This window comes from Microcystis sp. M_QC_C_20170808_M3Col (assembly GCF_007095505.1).
GTDB lineage: Bacteria > Cyanobacteriota > Cyanobacteriia > Cyanobacteriales > Microcystaceae > Microcystis.
Genome location: NZ_SFBY01000462.1, coordinates 1 through 17,915, shown reverse-complemented (window position 1 = coordinate 17,915; position 17,915 = coordinate 1). Strand labels below are relative to the sequence as shown.

Genomic DNA, 17,915 nt, shown 5'->3' with positions numbered 1-17,915 from the left:
TGAGGTTTTGGGGTTTTGGGGTATTAGTTGAAATTTCCCGATCTCCCCATTTCCCCACCTCTCCATTCCCTCCTAAACCCCGACTCTTGACTGATGACTGATGACTGATAACTGATAACTGATAACTGAATTATGCCTAATCTCAAAGCGATTCGCGACCAAATTCAATCGGTCAAAAATACCAAAAAAATTACCGAGGCCATGCGTCTAGTAGCGGCGGCCAAAGTGCGCCGCGCCCAAGAACAAGTTCTCTGTACCCGTCCTTTTGCCGATGCCCTCGCTCAGGTACTTTATAATCTGCAAGGTCGTTTGGCCTTTAGTGATGTTAATTTACCCCTACTGGCCCAACGGGAAGTAAAAACCGTGGCTCTGTTGGTAGTGACAGGCGATCGAGGTCTTTGTGGCGGTTATAATACTAACGTCATCCGTCGTGCCGAACAACGGATTAATGAATTAAAAGAGCAAGGGATTAACTATCAATTAGTTGTTGCCGGCCGGAAAGCGGCACAATATTTCGAGCGCCGCAATGCTCCCATTGCCGCTAAATTTATTAACCTTGAACAGATTCCCACTGCTGATGAAGCTGGCACGATTGGGGATGAATTGCTTTCCTTATTTTTATCGGAAACAGTTGATCGCGTCGAGTTAATTTATACTCGTTTTATCTCCCTGATCAGTTCCACTCCGGTGATTCAAACCCTGTTACCTTTAACTACCCAAGGTTTAGCGGTACAGGATGACGAGATTTTCCGTTTGGTGACTAAAGAGGGAAAATTTAAGGTACAACGGGAAAAAATGGCCAGCCAACCAGCGCAGGTTTTTCCCCAAGACATGATTTTTGAGCAGAATCCCGTCCAAATCCTCGATTCTCTCCTACCTTTGTACTTAAATAACCAATTACTGCGCGCTCTCCAGGAATCGGCAGCGAGTGAATTAGCAGCCCGGATGACGGCGATGAGCAACGCCAGCGAGAACGCCAGCGAGTTAATCGGGACTTTAAGCCGCACCTACAACAAAGCGCGTCAAGCCGCTATTACCCAAGAATTGCTAGAAGTAGTAGCGGGAGCCAACGCTCTCTAGGTTTAAGCCATTTTTTCTTTTGATTATCAGTAGGAGTGATTTTTTTCACTCCTTTTTTTATATAGGGCTTGCTGAAAAAGTAGGGACGAAGAACACCTAAGGATGATTAGATTGTTTTCTTAAGCACAATCTCAGAGCGACTATCAAAACCTATATCCCCAATACCAACTACTTCCCAACCTTGAGAGCCCAAATCATTAAGAATTTGTAGCAAATCCGCTCCTACTTGGTTGCCATTCAGAAACCAGACCACAGCATTAGGTTCATTCTTTCCTACAAGAATCTGATATTGGAAAATAGCCATTTGACCTCTTGTATTGGGTTGCCTTTGGATCAGTCCAACGGAATTCTAGACGAACTTTTCCAGGTAATACCCCCAATTAAGATTTTATTAAGAGTTCATTCTCGCACCTCTAGAAGTTTAAACCATGTCACTCGCTGAGTTAATTCCTCTGGTCAACAATCTGAGCCAGTCAGACAAATTATCACTCTTTAAAGTCCTAGCCACACAAATCCCAGACGCTGAACTACAATTCATCTTCTCCGCATCAGAGTACCCAATTTGGTCCCCCTACGACGCAACGGCAACTGCAAACATCCTGGGGCAGATGATTGAGGATGACCAAGGGGCATCTGCTCATGCCTAGTACAGTTGAGTTTCCCTTTTCTGAGGATGAAGCATTACCGACAATTCCTATCATTCTCAGTTATGCAGACTCTTCTTTTTCTACGAAGGCACTGGCCGCTACAAATCTTGGATGACACTGATAGCTGGACTTCCCCCGTATAAACATACTAGCTATGGCTAAAAGTCTCACACAGCCTGAGTTAAAGCAATATAATACTAACGGACTACTGGACACAAACTCCTGAAGTCCTTACGCAGATAGGGTTCAAAGCAAAATTTTTCAAATTTGACTTTTCGACTATTATAGCTTGTTTCGGGGCAGAAAACCAGCAAAAACATGGCTACAGAGCGAATCCCTTACTCTAGAGATTAATGACACTATCTGTTAAAATCAGGTTAGCGATCACTATACAGCCAACTCTAGGTCATCGCTCTACTCCAGATACAGTCAACGGTACAGCCATTTTCAAGTGAAAAATGTACCCAGTAGCCTCTTTTCAATTTTTTCTTAGAAGCGACCTGCAGTAAGGGTTTTGTTAATTTTCTAGTATTTATGTATGGGGGAAGTCCAGTGATAGTGGCTCTCTTATTCTTTGTCTGATCAGTTTAAGTTACTATAGAATCGATCAATCTTTGTGTCCTCTGTGTCTCTGTGGTTCCTTCCACTCGCTCGCCGGCAGGACTGTATCTTAGAATACATTTTACTCACCAAACCTAAGAGAGCTACTTTTTTAACGTCAACCCAACTACTTAAAGGAGTAAAGAGCATCTCACCTTTGTAACTCCTAAATTAAGTTTTATGTCAAGCTATTTTGAAAGCCTTACCAGAAGCAAGTTTTAGCGACAAGTATAATTACTCACTTGCATAAGTGAGATGCTCCCCAATCCTAACTGTTCCGCCGCCAATCCAGATGGCAATAAATTCTGTGAAAAATGCCGCTCTAAATTGTTCTTACAAGAGCGTTATCAAGCAATTAAATTAATTGGTCAAGGAGGATTTGGTCGCACTTTTAAAGCGATAGATTATAGTAAGCCTTCTCGACCTTATTGTGTGATTAAACAGTTTTTTCCCTCGGCTCAAGGGACTGATACAATTGAGAAAGCCTCAGAATTATTTGAAAAAGAAGCAATCCAATTAGAAAAATTAGGAAAACATCCCCAAATTCCTGAACTTTTCGCTTATCTCAATCATGATGATGACCGTCAATATTTGGTACAAGAATATATTGAAGGACAAAATTTAGAACAAGAATTAAGAAGCCAGGGGGTATTTAATGAAGCCAAGATTAAGGCTTTATTAACAGATATTTTGCCGGTTTTAGATTTTATTCATAGTCAGGGAGTAGTTCACCGAGATATTAAACCAGAAAATCTTATTAGACGTAACTCAGACAAGAAAGCGGTTTTAGTGGATTTTGGCGCGTCTAGAGTTGTTACACCTCTTAATCGTTCTGTTACTGGTACGGTAATCGGTTCAGCGGAATATGTCGCTCCAGAACAAGCTAACGGTAAGGCGAACAATCCTAGTGATTTGTATAGTTTAGGAGTCACTTGTATTTATTTGTTGACTCAGATTTCACCCTTTGATTTATTTGATACCAGTGACCATGAATGGATTTGGCGACAGTTTTTAGTTAATAATAATGTTCGGGATGATTTAGGGCGCATTCTTGATAAAATGATCGAGTTTGGGACAAGAAAGCGTTATCAGTCAGCGCGGGAGATTTTACAAGATTTGACGGGACAATCACCAGCAACTTCGATACAAACACCAGCAACTCCCCGTTATTCTCCAACACCAGCAACCCCCGTTATTCAAACACCACCACCGCCTAAAGTTGCTGCTAATATTGTGCTTAAAAGTGCTAGAGGTGTTAACTACTCCAAATTACAGCAACTCCTAGCAGCAGGAAACTGGAAAGAAGCAGACGAAGAAACAGGTAAAGTCATGTGTCAGGTCGCCGGAAGGGAAAGCGAAGGATGGTTGAGACGAGAGGATATTGATAATTTTCCCTGTGAAGATTTACGAACTATTAACCAACTTTGGCTAAATTATAGTAATGGTAAGTTTGGCTTCAGCGTCCAGAAAGACATCTATGAGAGTCTTGGTAGCACGATAAAGTATAATGGCGAAATAGAAGATGTGGAAGTATTGGAAAAGTTCGCCGATAGCGTCGGCTGGAGACAAGGAGGTGGGTGGTTGACAGGCCGACAATTAACTTTTAATTCAGCAGTCTTTAATTCAGCAGTCCCCAAGGGACACCTACCCGTACCTGGGGTTTTCGGCGGGGTGTTTCTGGGTATTGCTGCGTGTGGTGTGCCTTTTCTCGCGCAAAGACTTGTAACCTGTAGGATATGACGATCTCAGGTCTTTTTTCAAGGATAATTTTGGGTACTTTTTCTACGAATTCATGGGCTTTTTCCCCATTCGATACCTGGTACTGGTTGCTGTCATCAAGCTATCGGTTTCCAGTAGTAAGCTACTTTGCAGATAAGTCAACTTTTAATTCTCGCTCTTCTACTATTATTTAGCCCTCATCAATAAACGGATTTTTAATCTTTAAACCGGAAATTTCCTTAAAATCATCAACATTTCTAGTGACCAAACATCCATTCTGGCTCAATGTTGTCGCGGCAATAATGGCATCGGGAATCTTGATTTTATACTGTCGTTTCAGTTGAATAGTCAGATCTTCAATTTCTCTCAATATGGGAATTAATTCAAACTGTGAGAGTAAATCTTCAATTATCTGCTCTTCTTCCTTAGACAAAGTAGGAAAACTGAGTAACTCAATTCTGACAATTGGTGAGATAAAAATCTGATGCAAACTCAAAAAAGCTTGGGAGAAAAAAGAAGTAACTATATCATCATCGGCTAAATAATAAATAAAAATATTGGTATCATAGACGTATTTCATCCATCCCACTCCCGACGAAGAGACTCTACATGAGATAGCATTGCCGCTTTTTTATCCTTAAGAATACCTTTGGCTTTAACCACCTTTTGATAATCTTTTTGCCAAAGCTGAAGCAGTGAATCTGGCACGTCTGCTGTAATAAAATTTTCATCCTCAGCAATCAGATAATTCCTTGGTATTTTAATCAGTGGCACAGCTTTTCTCCTAATACCAAACAGTATTTAATGTCTCTGTCATAGACCATCATTATATATTATCATCACAAGTACGGTAGAGCCACCAAGCCAAGGAATATTCGGGTGATAAAACTAACTTTGTTTAATTTAGAGCGGGATTAAGTAATTCTACCTGACAGCGTAATGCTGCATCTATTAATTGCTTATCATTGGTAGCCAATGGTAAATCTAAGCGCAAAGCAAGCTCTAAGTAAGCAGCATCATAAGAAGCTAATTTTTGTTCTCTTGCTAGTGTTAAAGTCCTGCCAAAAGCTTGGACTGAAGTTAAAGAATCAATAGTAATAAGTAAAGACTGTAACCAATTAATCGATGCTTGAGTTTGCTCGACCGTCATCCGATTTCTTCGGTTCTTCCGAACTTACACTGTAGAAAATTCCCCAAGCTCCCTCTCTGTCCAGTAATGCTCTAAAGTTGATAAATATCAATCTAACAAAAACTCAAAGCCTTACTATACAAGCTTTACAAGCATGAGTTGTTAATAGTTTTACATGACAGGTTCGGTAGAGCCATTTCTTCTTTCTGCGACTAGGAGAGTATTGACAATCTCTAAAGACCAAATTTCGGGAACAAATGCTTCGGCGTTTGGCATTATGTCTAATACTGCGTTAGCATAATCTTTATCTTCATCGACCAAACACCAGCTAATTGCTACCGAACAATCTAAAACGAACTCAATCAAAACCGCCTCCCTTCTTCTCGCATGGCACGAATTTCACTTTTAGGTAAAGCTACAGTTTTTTGAAGGCGGCGCATTCCTGAAATAGCTTGGGTAATAGATTGCTCTACTACTGGGTTGCCCCAGGCATTATAGCGAGGTTTTCTTTCCTCTTTTCTACTTGCTAAATCTTCACTGACTTCTTGAACCGCTTCAACGGTTACTGTAACATTTACTTCAGTTTCTTTAAAATCGGACGGTATATCTAAATGTAAGATTCCATCTCTACCAATCTGAGAACGTAGTTTAATTGTTGGCATATTAAAACCTCGTACATTCTTATCCTTTTGCCCCTTTATAAGCAGTAAAACGTAGTAAAACGTAGTGGACTGTTTCAGCTAATTTGGTGTATTAGAAAAATGCTATAAATTTTATAATCTAAGACTTTAAGCCGAAATCTATTGCCCTATTTTAGTTGAAACAGTCCAGTAGGGTGCGTTAGACGGCAAAAATTGCTGATTTGACTGGAAGGTGACAATCCGTCGTAACGCAGCACCTATCATCAACATTTACTCATACCGGCGGTTGCGTTTGCGGATAATCCAGAGGATAAACCAGATAACGAGGGCAAGTAGGGCTATTTTTGAGACGGGAGCCAGATATTCTTCCACAAGGGGGTAATTTTTCCCTAAAAAGTAACCTGCTGCCGTTAAAAAAACGACCCAGAGGGTCGTGCCGATGGTGGAGTAAACTAAAAAGGGAATCATCGCCATGTGATTCATCCCAGCAGGTAGGGAAATCAAAGTTCGCACTCCGGGGACCAAACGACAGAGTAAAACCGCTTTACTACCGTGACGATTAAACCATTGATTGGCTTTTTGAATATCTTTAGCGGAAACGGTAATCCATTTGCCGTATTTATCGGCTAGTTTTTCGATTTTTTCCTCATCCACAACCCGACCGAGATAATACCAAGGTAGCGCTCCGACTACGGTTCCGACAATCCCCGCTACCACTGCCGGAATAAATTCCATTTGTCCCTCATGGACGGTAAAACCGGCTAGGGGCATAATTAATTCTGAGGGAATGGGAGGAAAAAGATTCTCTAAAAACATTAATAGGGCTATGCCTAAATAGCCCATCGAAGTCATTGTATTTGTAATCCATTCAGTCATATTTTTTTATGATTTAGAAAACAGTTTAAAAGTAAAAAAAGGGGGTTGGGTGTTAGGGGTTGGGAAGTGGGGAAGTGGGGGAGTGGGGAAGTGGGGAAGTGGGGAAGTGGGGAAGTGGGGGAGTGGGGAAGTGGGAGAGTGGCAAGAATAAATAAAAGCAATCTCCTGACTCCTGACTCCTGATAACTAATAACTGATAACTGATAACTGATAACTGATAACTGATAACTGATAACTGATATTAGGTTCCGGAAGTCCAGGAGTTGATATATTCTAATTGGGCTTCGGTGAGGGTATCGATTTCAATCCCCATGGCTTGCAGTTTCAAACGGGCGATTTCTTGGTCTAATTCGTAGGGAATTGAGTAGATGCCGGGGGCCAATTTACCTTTATTTTTAACCAAGTATTCTACACCGATCGCTTGGTTAGCGAAACTCATATCCATAACGGCGCTAGGATGACCTTCGGCGGCTGCGAGGTTAACTAGGCGACCTTCACCGATAACAACGACGGATTTACCGCTTTTTAGGCTATATTGTTGGGTAAAGTTGCGAACTTCCTTAACATTATTCGCTTTTGCGCCTAAAGCTTGCAGGTCGATTTCAATATCAAAGTGACCGGAGTTGGAAACAATCGCCCCATCTTTCATTAGGTCGAAATGTTCAGCCCGGATAACGTGCTTGTTACCAGTAACAGTGATGAAGATATCGCCTTCTTTAGCGGCTTCATCCATGGGCATAACGCGGAAACCGTCCATCGCCGCTTCAATGGCGCGTACGGCGTTAATTTCGGTGACAATTAGATTAGCGCCTAAACCTTTGGCCCGCATAGCGACACCTTTACCACACCAACCATAACCAGCCACAACCACGGTTTTACCGGCAAGGAGGATATTGGTGGCGCGAATGATACCATCAAGGGTAGATTGACCTGTACCGTAGCGATTATCAAAGAAATGCTTGGTTTCTGCGTCGTTAACGTTCATTGCGGGGAAGGATAACACCCCGGCTTTGAGCATGGCTTGCAAACGGACGATACCGGTGGTAGTTTCTTCGGTAGTACCGATAATGTCGGGTAATTGGTGACTTCTTTCTTTAACCAGGGTGGCCACTACATCACAACCATCATCGATGATAATCTGGGGTTTGTGATCGAGGGCGATTTGAACGTGACGGTGATAGGTGTCGTTATCTTCCCCTTTGATTGCATAAACGGGGATGCCGTAATCAGCGACTAAACAAGCGGCCACATCATCTTGGGTGGAAAGGGGATTACTAGCAATTAATAACGCATCAGCGCCACCGGCTTTGAGTGCGATTGCCAAATTAGCGGTTTCGGTGGTAACGTGACAGCAAGCGACTAAACGCAGTCCAGCAAAGGGTTTTTCGATGGCGTAACGTTCGGCTAATTGACGCAAAACTGGCATTTCCCGACCAGCCCATTCGATGCGTTGTTTGCCGATGGGGGCTAAACTAATATCTTTAATGTCGTATTTCTGTTGAACTGGTGTTGCTACCATAAGGGGTTTTCCTTGAATACAAGCCTAGGCTATTGGTTAATTTAACTTAACATTGTCTGGGGATTTTGGCTAATGTCAAGCCTTCCACCGGTTTTTTATATAGGAAAAAATTATCAATACCTCGCTGACCTATCCAGAACTCAGTATATTGTCTCTATTCTGACCGATTATTTAGTACAATTAAACTATCACACAAGCTAAATTAAGCTAGAAATCTCTATCTCGTGATGATAAGATAAACCGATGGGCGAGAAACTGACAGGCGTTAATCCCAAGATAATCCAATGGGCAAGAGAAAGGGCGAGATATTCTCTTGAGTCTGTGGCGGTCAAGTTTAAAAAAGATGTTTCTGTTATCGAGAAATGGGAGTCAGGAGAGGACTTTCCTGCCTATAGTCAATTGGAAAAGTTAGCAGAAATATATAAACGTCCCCTCGCTTTATTCTTTTTCCCAGAACCTCCCCTAGAAGCGGAGGAAAAACAAGAATTTAGAACTTTGCCAGACTTTGAAATCGAAAATTTGGCCGCCGATACTATCTATGCTTTACGACAAGCAAAAGCGATGCAATTGTCGCTCTTAGAAATTAATAATGGTATTAATCCTAGTACCAAGAAAATCTTTCAGGATATTTCGGTTAGTTCTAGTGATGATTTAAGGAAATTAGCCGAACAGATCAGAAATTATTTAAACGTTACTCTAGAAGAACAACTGACCTGGAATGATCGGGAAACTGCCTTAAAAAAATGGCGGAGTGCCGTGGAAGAAGCCGGTATTTTTATTTTTAAGCGTTCTTTTAAGCAGCGAGAAATTTCGGGATTTTGCTTGATAGATATTGAATTTTCAATCATCTATCTTAATAATAGCACGGAAAAATCTAGACAAATATTTACCATTTTTCATGAATTAGCACATATTCTTTTGCAGACTAACGGAATTACTAAGTCTGACGATAGATATATTAATAGTTTGCAAGGAGAAAATAAATATATCGAGATATTTTGTAATAAATTTGCTGCGGAGTTTCTGCTTCCTAATCATGTTTTTTCTGAGATAATCAGAGAAACAATAGTTAATGATAAAAATATCTCGAAAATTTCCAGTGATTATAAGGTTAGTCGAGAAGTAGTTTTACGAAAACTGTTAGATCATAACTTAATCTCCCAGAAAGAATATACTCTTAAAGTAAGCGAGTGGTACAGTGAGCAGGTGGGAAAAAGTCAGGACAAAAATAAAAAATCTGGAGGTGATTACTATGCTAATCAGGCGACATATTTGGGAGAAAATTACCTAAAACTTGTGTTCAATAAATACTATCAAGGTCAATACGATATCGAGCGCGTTGCCGATTATCTAAACATTAAAAAAGTTGCTATGGTGGAACAACTTGAACAATATTTATTAGACAAGGGACTGTTTTGATGGTTTACATTTTTGACACAAGTAGTTTTAAGGTTTTAGGAAACTATTTTCCCAAAAGTTTTCCTACCGTTTGGCAAAAAATCGATTTGCTTGTGTCAGAAGGTAGGCTAAAATCAGTACGCGAAGTGCTTAAAGAAGTAGAATATGGCAATAATAAACAATTTGTTTTAGATTGGATAGACTTCAATAAACAAATATTTTTACCACCCACTGCTCAGGAAACTTTATTTATTGCCGAAATTTTTTCTATCAGAAACTTTAAGGATTTAGTGAGTGAAAAAGCAAGATTACAAGGAAAACCAGTGGCAAACCCATTTATTATTGCCGCTACTAAGATAAAAGACGGTTGCGTAATTACCGAAGAAGCCTTAAAGCCTAATGCTCCCAAAATCCCCACAGTCTGTCAACACTTTTCTATCGATTGTACCAATGTTCAGGGTTTAATGGAGCGAGAAGGTTGGCAATTTTAAAACTAAAATTAATGGATAAATTGCCAATAAATTTATATAACGAGTCGTGCCAGATTGATTTTCTAGTTGAAAAGGCTTTTTCTGGAAAACTAATAACCATGTTCAGCCAGAAATTCTAGGCTAATCTCGCTAGGAGCGTGATAAGAGCGCATTCCTAGCAATTTTTCCACATATTTGCCTAAAATATCCCCTTCTAGATTCACCCAATCGCCTAATTTTAAATGGGAAAGATTGGTTTCGGCGTAGGTATGGGGGATGACAGCCACTTTAAACCAGCTGCCGGAGGCATCGCAATCGGCCACGGTTAAACTGATGCCATTAACAGCTATACTGCCCTTACCGACGATGTAACGAGCTATGTAGTTATTCCACTCGTCTTCTAGGGAACTAGGGGCAGCAAAGGTCATTTCCCACGAATTAGCCACGATTATCGATTCTAATAAACAGCCAATTCCGTCCACATGACCGGTGACAAAATGACCGCCGATTTTACTACCCACCCGCAGAGAGGTTTCTAGGTTAACGTTGGTTTCTGTGTGAATCCTTCGTCCCAAAGTAGTGCGCTGTAGGGTTTCTGGGGAAGCGGTGGCCAGAAAACCTTCTGGGAGAATTTGCTCAACTGTCAAACAAACCCCATCCACAGCCACACTATCACCAATCATTAAATCTTGGAGAATTGTATTAGAGGATACAGACAAATATAGTCTATCAGTATCCACGACCCGAATCGTTCCCAAGGCTTGAATTAATCCTGTAAACATCTGCTTTTTTCTCGACTATAAATCTTTGTGAGTGAAAGATTGGGCATTTTCCCCAGAATAATCGGCGACAATATGACCATCTCCGGCTAATTGATATTTGTAGGTCACTAATCCCTCTAATCCCACCGGACCGCGGGGGGGCATTTTTTGGGTACTGATACCGACTTCGGCCCCAAAACCGTAACGGAAACCATCGGCAAATCGGGTGGAACAATTATGAAAAACTCCGGCGGCATCGACTCGATCGCTAAAGGTTTTGGCCGTGTTAAAATTTTCGCTGACAATGGCTTCCGTGTGTCGAGAACCGTAATAATTAATATGTTCGATTGCCGATTCTAGACTATCGACAATTTTAATTGACAGAATTAAATCACTATATTCGGTTTGCCAGTCTTGTTCTGTGGCCGATGGCACGTTAATAATCTGACGAGTTGCTTCATCTCCCAATAATTTAACCTTTTTTTCCTCTAATGCCTGGGCCACTGCGGGTAAAAATTGTCTAGAGATTTCTTGATGAACTAATAAAGTTTCAATGGTATTACAAGCGGCAGGATATTGAGTTTTGCCATCGACGGTAATCCTAATTGCTTTGCTTAAATCGGCTTCTTTGTCGATGTAGAGATGACAGATACCATCGGCGTGACCAAGCACAGGAATGCGGGTATTATTTTGGATATAACGAACAAATTCGTTAGAACCTCTAGGAATTATTAAATCGATGTATTGATCGAGTTTTAATAGTTCCTGAATTTCTTCTCGTGTTGTTAATAATCGTACCGCTGCCGGATTAACTTTAGTTTGACTCAATGCCTGATGAATAATTGTTACTAAAGCTTGACAAGAACGGAGCGCCTCTTTCCCCCCTTTTAAAATAACGCCATTACCAGATTTAATCGCTAAACTGGTAATTTGAATTAAAGCATCGGGACGAGCTTCAAAAATCACCCCTAAAACCCCCAAAGGACAGGTTATTCTCTGAAGAATTAAACCTTGATCTAATTCCCGATTAATTTGCATCGTAGCTAAAGGATCTGCTAATTTAGCCACATCTCGCACCCCGGCAATAGCGGCTTTTAATTTGCTGGGACTTAACTCTAATCGCGCACATAAAGCCGGAGATAATTGCATCGTATTGGCAGTTTGAACATCGGCGATATTAGCTGCTAGTATTTTATCAGCATTGGCAGTTAAAGCCTCAGCAATAGCCTCTAAAGCTTCATTCCTTTCTTCGTTAGTCAGGATAGCCAGTTGACGACTCGCTTGACGGGTTTCTCGTGCGATTTCGGGGAGGGATAGAGAAGTTGTAACCATAGAAAATTAAAAGTAATAACCGCTATCTTGTTTATTTTATCTTATTTTTGATCAAGCTTCAGGGTTATTTAGGGTTATCAACTCTTGCCCTAATCATCATAAATCTAGTTAACCAGAAAAAATAGCCGAAATTAGTGATTTTTCTATCCTAGACCTGTAGAGACATTAGAGTTAACATCCCTACAGAATCTAGACTATCTAGACTAGATTGGCAATCAGACAGTTAGATACCTCTTGACGCGCCCAATTATCGGCGGCTAAAATGTCATCTAGGCTAGGAGTAGAACTGTTATGAATTGCAAAGCGATCGCAAACTTTTTCGATCACCCGGGGAATATCTAAGAAGCTAATCTTTTCTTCTAAAAATAACGCTACCGCTTGTTCATTAGCCGCATTTAATACTGCTGGCATTGCCCCACCCGCGCGGCCGGCTGCGTAGGCTAATCCCATACAGGGATATTTTTGATGATCGGGTTCTTTGAAGGTTAAACTGCCGGCTTTAACTAAATTTAAAGGTTCCCAATCGGTATAAATTCTTTCAGGCCAAGACAAGGCATATAACAGGGGTAAACGCATATCTGGCCAGCCTAATTGAGCTAAAACCGAGGTATCCTGTAACTCAATTAAAGAGTGAATAATACTTTGGGGATGAATAACAATATCGATCGCATTATAATCGACACCAAATAAATAATGAGCTTCGATAACTTCTAGACCTTTATTCATTAAAGTAGCCGAATCGATGGTGATTTTTCTGCCCATAGACCAGTTAGGATGTTTGAGGGCATCAGCTACAGTTACTTGAGACAATTTTTCCACCGGTAAATCGCGAAAAGCACCCCCAGAAGCAGTGAGAATAATCTTTTTTAATCCCCCCGGGGGAACTCCCTGTAAACATTGAAAAATAGCTGAATGTTCCGAATCGGCAGGTAATAATTTAACTCGGTGTTTTTCCACTAAAGGCAGCACCACCGGACCGCCAGCAATCAGGGTTTCTTTATTAGCGAGGGCGATATCTTTACCAGCAGTAATAGCGGCAATTGTCGGCAGCAATCCCGCACAACCGACAATTCCCGTGACGACGCTTTCGGAATCGCCATAACGGGCCACTTCGATTACTCCTTCCTTTCCTGCTAAGATAATCGGGGTGTAGTCAAGGTCGGAAATTAGGCTTTTCAGGTCTTCTAGTTGACTTTCGTTATTAATCGCCACGATTTGCGGGCGAAATTGCCGAATTTGCTCCGATAGTAGTTGAATATTATTACCCGTGGCTAATCCCACCACTTGAAACTTATCGGGATGATCGGTGACAATATCGAGAGTTTGAGTACCGATCGAGCCAGTAGAGCCTAAAATCGAGATTTTTTTCATTAGAAACTTAATATAATTTGGGGATTAGCTTTAAATATACGTTCTCTGGGGTCCTTCTGGCACGTCGGCATAAATATTAAACATTTGTTAAAAAAGTTAATAGTTTGACTTTTTTGTGGTAAGGGTTAGAAAAAGTCAGCGATCGAGATGGTGACAGAGAAGAAATCAAGCAGAAAGGCTAATGGATTAGGCTGTCTAACGGGCGGCCTCGTTTTTTGCCTCTTATTTCCCCTGTGTGTTTACATTTTTGGTTGGCTATCCTTCGCTCTTGGCCCGATGGGTTGCGCTTTCCCCAGTCAATGTTCAGCAGAGGGGGAAATAATCAAGTTTATCCTATCAATGATTTCGTTTTTTGGGGGAGGATTGGCAGTACCTATATTCCTCAGTTATGCCGTGGGAAAAGATGTCAGGTTTGGGTTAAGTCGGGGAAAAAATAGCCAAACTTAAGCTTAAGTTCGGCTATTTTTATAATCTATTTAACTACTGGATAAAACTAACTTTCTGTCGCCGTTGCCGTGGTGGGAGGTAACTTAATATTAGTAGCTAATCCCAGAATTTGCAGTAGACGGATGGTCATCCAAGTCAGGTCAACCTCCCACCATTGTAGGCCATGACGGGCCGAATACTGATAGGCATGGTGATTATTGTGCCAACCTTCACCGAAAGTTAAGAGGGCAACCCACCAACAATTTTTAGAATTATCGTGGGATTCATGGCTAACATAACCAAATTTGTGGGTGGCGCTATTGACAAACCAAGTGGAGTGGAAAACTAAGACCAAGCGAACAAAAATTCCCCAAATTACAAACGGCCAACCACCCATAGCATAGAGAATTAAGCCTAAAACAATTTGGATAGGAACAAAATAATTTTGACAGAATTTATAGAAAGGATCGTCGGCGATATCTTGGGTAAAACGAGCAATTTCTTCGTCGGCAGGAATTTCGTGCAGCATCCAACCCATGTGACTCCACCAGAAACCTTTATTAGAATCGTGGGGATCGGGAGCAGTATCAGAATATTTATGATGAATACGATGTAGGCCTATCCATGCGATCGCACCTCCCTGACAAGCGAGGGTCCCGCACAAAACCAGAAAGTATTCTAACCATTTGGGAGTCTTAAAACTCCGATGGGAGACCAAACGATGGAAACCGAGGGTAATTCCTAAACCCCCGGTAATCCAATAGAGAATCAATGTTACTCCCACAGCGCCCCAGCTAAAATTGCTAGGCAAGAAGGCTAAAAGAGCCACTAAGTGGATAAAAGCCATGTAGATGAGAGTCACCCAGTCGATGGGAAGTTTTTCGGAAGTCGCAACAGTCATTGAATAACCCAAAGGGAAACAACAGGAGACAGAGCATCATTGTCTTATCTGTCTCGATTTGACACAGGAGGAACTTTGACGCTTATTGAATAGTAACAAATATCACATATTGTTTGATGGCTATCCCCTCTCTACTCCACAGGGCAGAAAAGGCCTTACTCCCCATCTTTTCGGAAATTGACGCACAGGTCAAGGAAAATCTCGCTAAAATCCTATTGGGAAAGTATGGCGAAGCGATTGATTTCCCTAAGTGAGGGTTTTTATCGGCAATGCTATCGGACGGGAAAGCCGCAGTCAATACAGCATAATCTCTTCTATAAACAGTAAATAAGGTAATTTATAGATAAAAAAAGACAAATAAGTCGAAAATATCTCTTTTATCCGCTCATAAATCTATATTATTTAGCCAGATTAAATAGAACTCAATGACTCTTAACTTACCTAAACAAATACTTCAGGCTGATCATCCTCATCCCGTGGCGATCGGTGAAATTGTCTCGATAGCGATCGAAGCTCTCTGGAGTAATAAACTGCGGACTCTGTTAACCATGTTAGGGGTGATTATTGGCATTGCCTCCGTGATTGCTCTCACCTCCGTAGGCCAAGGAGTACAAAAAGCCACCGAACAAAAAATTCAATCTCTAGGTACTAATGTTTTACAAATTTTACCAGGAGAAGCCAGAACCGGGGGGATTAGTCTCGGCCGCGGTTCCAGTAGTACCTTAATCTGGGAAGATGCCAAAGTTATTCAAAATCAAGTTCCCGGTGTACAGGTGGTCTCCGCCTATCTGCAGCGTCCGGCACCAGTGCTAGCGGGCCAGGTCAATCATGCCACTAATGTGGTGGGAATCGATCTTAACTACATGAAAGCGAGAAATACAGAACTCAGCCAAGGTCGATTTTTTACCGAGGAAGAAATGGCACAGGCGACACCAGTGGCGATTTTAGGCTCGACTCTGTTAACAGAACTCTTTGGCGATGATACTAATCCTATTGGTAAAAAGCTTTGGATTGAAAGAAAAAATAGTTACGAAATTATTGGGGTATTTGAGCCAAAAGGTGCAGAAGGTTCGATCGATCGCGACGATCAGGTCTTTATTCCTCTGAGCAATATGTCTTCTCGTCTGGTCGGCAATAATTCTTTAAGTGGTAAGGCTGTTAACGGCATTTATGTCAAAGTTGACCAGCAAGATCAGATGCAAAATGCCGAGTATCAAATTACTAATCTTTTGCGTCAGCGCCACAATCTCGCCGCTTCTCAAGCCGATGATTTTAGCATTAGAAACCAAACCGATGTGGTCAAAACCTTGACCACGGTAGTGGGTTTGTTTACAGTGATGCTGGTGGCGATCGCTGGCATTTCCTTAGTAGTCGGTGGTATTGGCATCGCTAATATCATGTTAGTTTCCGTGGTGGAACGCACTAGGGAAATCGGGATTCGCAAAGCTGTGGGGGCTACCCGTTCGGCAATCCTCCAACAGTTTTTAGCGGAATCGGTGATGATTTCCCTGACTGGCGGCGGCATCGGTGTCTTATTGGGAATTTTAGTAGCCCTCTGTAGCGCCCAGATTTTCCGATTTCCCTTTGTCTTGTCAGGTTGGTCGATAATCAGTGGATTTGGCTTATCTTTTTTCGTTGGTTTGTCAGCAGGAGTAATTCCTGCCCGTTCTGCCGCTCATTTAGACCCGATTACCGCTTTACGACGGGATTGAGGCCAATACACCCTAAAAAACGATTAAGCCATCTTGAAGACGGATCACCCGGCGGGTTTGGGCAGCTACATCAGGATCGTGGGTGACAATCACAATCGTGATCCCCTGTTGATTGAGTTCGGTTAGTAAATCCATCAGTTCTTGGGACGTTTGTGTATCTAAGGCCCCCGTCGGCTCATCGGCCAACACCAGAGCCGGTCGATTAACTAGGGCCCGGGCGATGGCGACTCGCTGTTGTTGTCCCCCAGAAAGTTGGCTAGGCCGATTGTGGAGATAATTAGCCAATCCAACTCTAGCTAAAGCTTGCATCGCTCTTTGACGACGCTTTGGCTTGGGAACATTGGCATAGACCATCGGCAACATGACATTTTCTAGGGCAGTGGAGCGGGACAATAAATTAAATTGTTGGAAGACAAAGCCAATCCTCTGATTGCGAATATAAGCCAGTTGGTTATCGTCCAAGTTCTTTAAGTTTCTGCCTTCTAAAATATATTGTCCCCCCGTCGGGCGATCGAGGCAGCCGATAATATTCATCAGGGTTGATTTCCCGGAACCCGAAGCTCCCATAATGGACACGTATTCCCCCGACCGAATTTCCAGATCTATGCCCCGAAGAACAGGAATTTTCACTTCCCCTAGAGAGTAAATTTTTGTAATTGTCTGCAAGAAAATCATCGTTTTTACCAGGGGTGATTTAATACCCACATTCCGCAGGTTGACAAACAAAAAAAAATCATTAAACCTGAAAGCCTTTCTGTGCAAGGGCTTTGTCTAATTTAGTTCACTTGAATTAATCTGTTTGTTGATATTGATAATGAATCCTCCTTATTGAGAATTGGTTGAGCAAGGCTTGTACGATATTGCTTTGCGAAAATTATCCCTCTTTTGTCAGTTTAGGAAATTTCCAAATTACGCCGTTTCAGCCAAAGATAAATCAAGGTTTGACAGACAAAAGAGGGGGGAGCATCTCACCTTTGTAACCCCTAAATCAGGTTTTATGTCAAGCTATTTTGAAAGCCTTGCTAGAAACCAGTTTTAGGGACAAGTATAATTGCTCACTTGCATAAATGAGATACTCCCAAAGAGGGATATTTATGAAGTGGAATCTGAACTGCGGAATCTTGGATATAATCTAATTATGTACTAAAAACAGGAAATTCATGACAAATATTCACTCGATCATCGGTATATTCCCCTCCAATGAAGAAGCAGACATAAGCTTTTACGCATTTAAGTTACATTAACAGCATTACCCTTATTTTTAAGTTTTCTACTCCATTTAATAATCAATCCCCCTTCATTTAAAAGCTGATTGACTACTTTTTCCAGTTCT

The 17,915-nt window shown here is 41.5% G+C and carries 18 protein-coding genes and 1 pseudogene; 6 read left to right on the top strand and 13 right to left on the bottom strand.

Translation table 11 applies throughout. The annotated features are described in order from the left end of the window. Nucleotides 1-132 precede the first annotated feature (132 nt). On the top strand, nt 133-1,080 hold the full coding sequence (locus EWV84_RS21230) for a F0F1 ATP synthase subunit gamma (protein WP_286824896.1): 948 nt from the start codon (nt 133-135) through the stop codon (nt 1,078-1,080). A gap of 106 nt (nt 1,081-1,186) precedes the next feature. Here EWV84_RS21230 and EWV84_RS21225 read toward each other — a convergent pair whose 3' ends face one another. Further along, complete coding sequence (locus tag EWV84_RS21225) at nt 1,187-1,384, bottom strand: hypothetical protein (protein ID WP_002763362.1); 198 nt, start codon at nt 1,382-1,384, stop codon at nt 1,187-1,189. 1,198 nt (nt 1,385-2,582) lie between these two features. On the opposite strand from EWV84_RS21225, the gene EWV84_RS21220 reads away from it, so the two are divergent. After that, the gene (locus EWV84_RS21220) at nt 2,583-4,067 is read left to right on the top strand and encodes a GUN4 domain-containing protein (protein ID WP_287079901.1); all 1,485 of its coding nucleotides are present in this window, start codon (nt 2,583-2,585) and stop codon (nt 4,065-4,067) included. Nucleotides 4,068-4,236: 169 nt separating this feature from the next. Here EWV84_RS21220 and EWV84_RS21215 read toward each other — a convergent pair whose 3' ends face one another. The 7 genes from EWV84_RS21215 to ahcY all read right to left on the bottom strand — a co-directional run bounded on the left by EWV84_RS21215 (nt 4,237) and on the right by ahcY (nt 8,211). After that, nucleotides 4,237-4,626, bottom strand: coding sequence for a type II toxin-antitoxin system VapC family toxin (locus EWV84_RS21215; RefSeq protein ID WP_287079900.1), 390 nt, complete (start codon nt 4,624-4,626; stop codon nt 4,237-4,239). Next, nucleotides 4,623-4,820 (bottom strand): hypothetical protein, encoded by a 198-nt coding sequence (locus EWV84_RS21210; RefSeq protein ID WP_002789758.1) that lies wholly within the window; start codon nt 4,818-4,820, stop codon nt 4,623-4,625. Before EWV84_RS21210 ends, EWV84_RS21215 begins: the two co-directional genes overlap by 4 nt. 124 nt (nt 4,821-4,944) lie before the next feature. Further along, on the bottom strand, nt 4,945-5,196 hold the full coding sequence (locus EWV84_RS21205) for a type II toxin-antitoxin system VapC family toxin (RefSeq protein WP_287079898.1): 252 nt from the start codon (nt 5,194-5,196) through the stop codon (nt 4,945-4,947). 150 nt (nt 5,197-5,346) lie between these two features. Then, a complete protein-coding gene (locus EWV84_RS21200; protein WP_287079897.1) occupies nt 5,347-5,541 on the bottom strand; it encodes a type II toxin-antitoxin system VapC family toxin in 195 nt (64 codons plus the stop codon). Further along, on the bottom strand, nt 5,538-5,837 hold the full coding sequence (locus EWV84_RS21195; protein WP_002773173.1) for a hypothetical protein: 300 nt from the start codon (nt 5,835-5,837) through the stop codon (nt 5,538-5,540). The genes EWV84_RS21200 and EWV84_RS21195 overlap by 4 nt, the downstream gene beginning before the upstream one ends. Nucleotides 5,838-6,086: 249 nt before the next feature. Continuing rightward, nucleotides 6,087-6,692 carry a DedA family protein gene (locus EWV84_RS21190; protein ID WP_045360674.1) on the bottom strand — a complete coding sequence of 202 codons (606 nt, stop codon included), beginning with the start codon at nt 6,690-6,692 and terminating at the stop codon, nt 6,087-6,089. Between the two features lie 241 nt (nt 6,693-6,933). Beyond that, nucleotides 6,934-8,211: an adenosylhomocysteinase gene (gene ahcY / locus EWV84_RS21185; protein ID WP_287079895.1), complete on the bottom strand. Its 1,278-nt coding sequence runs from the start codon at nt 8,209-8,211 to the stop codon at nt 6,934-6,936. Nucleotides 8,212-8,454: 243 nt separating this feature from the next. Between ahcY and EWV84_RS21180 the strand changes: the two genes are divergently transcribed. Together EWV84_RS21180 and EWV84_RS21175 are read left to right on the top strand one after the other, a co-directional pair. Continuing rightward, on the top strand, nt 8,455-9,630 hold the full coding sequence (locus EWV84_RS21180; RefSeq protein ID WP_287079893.1) for an ImmA/IrrE family metallo-endopeptidase: 1,176 nt from the start codon (nt 8,455-8,457) through the stop codon (nt 9,628-9,630). Continuing rightward, on the top strand, nt 9,630-10,100 hold the full coding sequence (locus EWV84_RS21175; RefSeq protein ID WP_287079890.1) for a PIN domain-containing protein: 471 nt from the start codon (nt 9,630-9,632) through the stop codon (nt 10,098-10,100). Before EWV84_RS21180 ends, EWV84_RS21175 begins: the two co-directional genes overlap by 1 nt. 89 nt (nt 10,101-10,189) lie before the next feature. On the opposite strand, the gene EWV84_RS21170 is transcribed toward EWV84_RS21175, so the two are convergent. From EWV84_RS21170 to EWV84_RS21155, 4 genes are all read right to left on the bottom strand, one after another. Continuing rightward, a complete protein-coding gene (locus EWV84_RS21170; protein WP_287079889.1) occupies nt 10,190-10,861 on the bottom strand; it encodes a riboflavin synthase in 672 nt (223 codons plus the stop codon). 15 nt (nt 10,862-10,876) lie between these two features. Then, nucleotides 10,877-12,172 carry a glutamate-5-semialdehyde dehydrogenase gene (proA, locus tag EWV84_RS21165; protein WP_287079887.1) on the bottom strand — a complete coding sequence of 432 codons (1,296 nt, stop codon included), beginning with the start codon at nt 12,170-12,172 and terminating at the stop codon, nt 10,877-10,879. A 198-nt stretch (nt 12,173-12,370) separates the two neighbouring features. Continuing rightward, complete coding sequence (gene dxr, locus EWV84_RS21160; protein ID WP_287079886.1) at nt 12,371-13,543, bottom strand: 1-deoxy-D-xylulose-5-phosphate reductoisomerase; 1,173 nt, start codon at nt 13,541-13,543, stop codon at nt 12,371-12,373. 493 nt (nt 13,544-14,036) lie between these two features. Further along, on the bottom strand, nt 14,037-14,870 hold the full coding sequence (locus tag EWV84_RS21155; RefSeq protein ID WP_110578684.1) for an acyl-CoA desaturase: 834 nt from the start codon (nt 14,868-14,870) through the stop codon (nt 14,037-14,039). 116 nt (nt 14,871-14,986) lie between these two features. Here EWV84_RS21155 and EWV84_RS22990 point away from each other — a divergent pair. Together EWV84_RS22990 and EWV84_RS21150 are read left to right on the top strand one after the other, a co-directional pair. Next, a pseudogene (locus tag EWV84_RS22990) lies at nt 14,987-15,085 on the top strand (aluminum resistance protein); the annotation flags it as partial. A gap of 210 nt (nt 15,086-15,295) precedes the next feature. Then, entirely contained in the window at nt 15,296-16,582 is a 1,287-nt protein-coding gene (locus EWV84_RS21150) for an ABC transporter permease (protein WP_287079885.1), read from the top strand. Between the two features lie 12 nt (nt 16,583-16,594). Here EWV84_RS21150 and EWV84_RS21145 read toward each other — a convergent pair whose 3' ends face one another. Beyond that, nucleotides 16,595-17,257: an ABC transporter ATP-binding protein gene (locus EWV84_RS21145; RefSeq protein ID WP_286823619.1), complete on the bottom strand. Its 663-nt coding sequence runs from the start codon at nt 17,255-17,257 to the stop codon at nt 16,595-16,597. Between the last annotated feature and the right edge of the window lie 658 nt (nt 17,258-17,915).

Bases quoted from the DNA above. Each gene is read 5' to 3' on its own strand.
- EWV84_RS21230 (WP_286824896.1), top strand. From the start codon at position 133: ATGCCTAATCTCAAAGCGATTCGCGACCAAATTCAATCGGTCAAAAAT.
- EWV84_RS21225 (WP_002763362.1), bottom strand. From the start codon at position 1,384: ATGGCTATTTTCCAATATCAGATTCTTGTAGGAAAGAATGAACCTAAT.
- EWV84_RS21220 (WP_287079901.1), top strand. From the start codon at position 2,583: ATGCTCCCCAATCCTAACTGTTCCGCCGCCAATCCAGATGGCAATAAA.
- EWV84_RS21215 (WP_287079900.1), bottom strand. From the start codon at position 4,626: ATGAAATACGTCTATGATACCAATATTTTTATTTATTATTTAGCCGAT.
- EWV84_RS21205 (WP_287079898.1), bottom strand. From the start codon at position 5,196: ATGACGGTCGAGCAAACTCAAGCATCGATTAATTGGTTACAGTCTTTA.
- EWV84_RS21195 (WP_002773173.1), bottom strand. From the start codon at position 5,837: ATGCCAACAATTAAACTACGTTCTCAGATTGGTAGAGATGGAATCTTA.
- EWV84_RS21190 (WP_045360674.1), bottom strand. From the start codon at position 6,692: ATGACTGAATGGATTACAAATACAATGACTTCGATGGGCTATTTAGGC.
- ahcY (WP_287079895.1), bottom strand. From the start codon at position 8,211: ATGGTAGCAACACCAGTTCAACAGAAATACGACATTAAAGATATTAGT.
- EWV84_RS21180 (WP_287079893.1), top strand. From the start codon at position 8,455: ATGGGCGAGAAACTGACAGGCGTTAATCCCAAGATAATCCAATGGGCA.
- EWV84_RS21175 (WP_287079890.1), top strand. From the start codon at position 9,630: ATGGTTTACATTTTTGACACAAGTAGTTTTAAGGTTTTAGGAAACTAT.
- EWV84_RS21170 (WP_287079889.1), bottom strand. From the start codon at position 10,861: ATGTTTACAGGATTAATTCAAGCCTTGGGAACGATTCGGGTCGTGGAT.
- proA (WP_287079887.1), bottom strand. From the start codon at position 12,172: ATGGTTACAACTTCTCTATCCCTCCCCGAAATCGCACGAGAAACCCGT.
- dxr (WP_287079886.1), bottom strand. From the start codon at position 13,543: ATGAAAAAAATCTCGATTTTAGGCTCTACTGGCTCGATCGGTACTCAA.
- EWV84_RS21155 (WP_110578684.1), bottom strand. From the start codon at position 14,870: ATGACTGTTGCGACTTCCGAAAAACTTCCCATCGACTGGGTGACTCTC.
- EWV84_RS21150 (WP_287079885.1), top strand. From the start codon at position 15,296: ATGACTCTTAACTTACCTAAACAAATACTTCAGGCTGATCATCCTCAT.
- EWV84_RS21145 (WP_286823619.1), bottom strand. From the start codon at position 17,257: ATGATTTTCTTGCAGACAATTACAAAAATTTACTCTCTAGGGGAAGTG.